3 protein-coding genes are annotated in these 2,463 nt (G+C 70.5%); all 3 read right to left on the bottom strand.

The features are described from left to right. On the bottom strand, positions 1-420 hold a 420-nt coding region (locus tag FRW57_RS20430; protein WP_476748661.1), incomplete at its 3' end, for a primosomal protein N' family DNA-binding protein. Positions 421-533: 113 nt separating this feature from the next. Then, a complete protein-coding gene (gene metK / locus FRW57_RS20425) occupies positions 534-1,754 on the bottom strand; it encodes a methionine adenosyltransferase (protein ID WP_137121989.1) in 1,221 nt (406 codons plus the stop codon). A gap of 50 nt (positions 1,755-1,804) precedes the next feature. Next, positions 1,805-2,463 (bottom strand): phosphopantothenoylcysteine decarboxylase domain-containing protein (locus tag FRW57_RS20420; protein ID WP_275263229.1); only part of this gene is annotated, 659 nt, incomplete at its 5' end.

The following is a 2,463-nucleotide window of genomic DNA, read 5'->3' as shown; positions in this document are numbered from 1 at the left end:
CAGCACGTCGCCGACGGTGCCGGCATAGCGCGCGGCGACCTCACGGCATACCGAGAGCAGGGTGGGCGTGAGCACCGGCTCGGCGCTGACCACCCGTCGCAGCGGCGCCAGCCGGCCGGTGTGCTCGGCCTCGGCCCGGCGGGCGATGACGAAACCGTCGACGTCCTGCCCGGCGAACCGGACCTTGACCCGTGTGCCGGGTAGCGCCTTGTCGGCCAGGGACTGCGGCACGAGGTATTCGAAGGGGCGGTCGAGGTGGGCGAGCCCGACGTCGACCAGGACCTCGGCGACCGGGTCGACGGTCGCCGGCTCAGTGGTCGAGGGCAGGCGACGACGCCCGTCGACGGGGCGCACGGCCGCGCGGACCAGCGACAGCTGTTCCCCCACCGGGGACTCGTCGGATCCCGTGCCTGCGCTCATGCCCAAGGTCTATCGCACCCCACCGACGGCGCGAGCCCTTCGCCGCGGCTCCCTGGGTGTTGCTGCGAAAAGGCGTCATCGGCGACGCCGAACGCCAGCAACAACGGGAGGGATCAGGCGGAGACGGCGGCCTTGAGCTGGTCGACGCGGTCGATCCGCTCCCAGGTGAAGGCGTTCGCGACGCCCTCCGCCTCGCTGCGCCCGAAGTGGCCGTAGGCCGCGGTGGGCTTGTAGATCGGCCGCAGCAGGTCGAGGTCCTCGATGATCGCGGCAGGCCGCAGGTCGAACACCTTGGTGATGGCGTTCTGGATCGAGTCGAGCGGCACGGTCTCGGTGCCGAACGTCTCGACGTAGAGACCGACCGGCTGGGCCTTGCCGATGGCGTAGGCGACCTGCACCTCGCACCGGCGGGCGAGTCCGGCCGCCACGATGTTCTTGGCCACCCAGCGCATCGCGTAGGCCGCGGAGCGGTCCACCTTGCTCGGGTCCTTGCCGGAGAAGGCGCCGCCACCGTGCCGGGCCATGCCGCCGTAGGTGTCGACGATGATCTTGCGGCCGGTGAGACCGGCGTCACCCATCGGGCCACCGATCTCGAACCGGCCGGTCGGGTTGATCAGCATCCGGTAGTCGGAGAAGTCGATGTCGGTGCCCGCCGCCGCGAGCTCCTCGAGCACGGGCTTGATGACCCAGGTCTCGATGTCGGGCTCGAGCAGCCCCTCCAGCGACACGTCCGCCGCGTGTTGCGTCGAGAGCACCACGGTGTCCAGCTTGACCGCCTTGTCGCCGTCGTAGGCGATGGTGACCTGGGTCTTGCCGTCCGGGCGCAGGTAGGCCACGTCGCCGTTCTTCCGGACGGTCGTGAGCCGCTCGGCCAGCCGGTGCGCCAGGTGGATCGGCAGCGGCATCAGCTCGGGGGTGTCGTCGCAGGCGTAGCCGAACATGAGGCCCTGGTCGCCGGCCCCTTGCTTGTCCAGCGGGTCGACGCCGCCGGTGCGGTTCTCGTAGGCGGTGTCGACGCCCTGCGCGATGTCGACCGACTGCTGGCCGATCGAGATCGAGACGCCGCAGGAGCGACCGTCGAACCCCTTGATGGACGAGTCGTAGCCGACCTCGATGATCGTGTCGCGGACGACCTTGGGGATGTCGACGTAACCGCTGGTGCTGACCTCACCGGCCACGTGCACCAGGCCGGTGGTGACCATCGTCTCCACCGCCACCCGGCTGTGCGCGTCCTGCTCGAGCATGTTGTCCAGGATGGAGTCGCTGATCTGGTCGCAGATCTTGTCCGGGTGGCCCTCGGTGACGGACTCGGACGTGAACAGGCGTGGGGACACGGGTGGGGCTCCTTCGTGCAGCGGCTGCTGGCTGATGACTGTGCGGGAGTCTAGCTGTCGGTGAGCAGGTCCTGTATGACGTCCCACACCGTGGCGGAGATGGCCTCCTTGGGTGCGGGGCCGGCTTCGACGACGCGGTCGTCACCCTGGCGCAGGATGTGGACGAGGTTGTCGTCGCGGCCGAAGGCGAGGTCGGTGCCGACCTCGTTGACCACGAGCACGTCGCACCCCTTGCGCGCGAGCTTGTCGCGGCCGTGGTCCATCACGCTCCCGTGTGCGTCGCCGGTCTCCGCGGCGAACCCCACGATGACCGGGGTCGTGCCCTCGCCGCGGGAGCGCACCAGCCCGGCCAGGATGTCGGGGTTGCGCACCAGCTCGATGGTGGGTGCGGACTCGTCGGCCTCCGCACCGGGGGCTGCCGAGTCCGCATGGGACTTCTTGATCTTGGCGTCGGCGTAGTGCTTCGGGCGGAAGTCGGCTACGGCCGCCGACATCACCACGACGTCCGCGTCGGAGGCGATCGACGTCATGGCGTCCTGCAGCTCGAGCGCCGTCTCGACCGACACCACCTTCACGCCCGGGGCGGCAGGCAGGGCCACATTCGCGGCGACCAGCGTCACCTCGGCCCCCCGGGCGGCGGCCACCGCGGCGAGCGCCAGCCCCTGCTTGCCGGAGGACCGGTTGCCCAGGAAGCAGGGGCTGGCGCTCG

The organism is Segeticoccus rhizosphaerae (genome assembly GCF_009192725.1).
Classification (GTDB): Bacteria; Actinomycetota; Actinomycetes; order Actinomycetales; family Dermatophilaceae; genus Segeticoccus; species Segeticoccus rhizosphaerae.
Note: the sequence above shows the minus strand (reverse complement) of the source record. Positions and strands in the feature narration are given on the sequence as shown.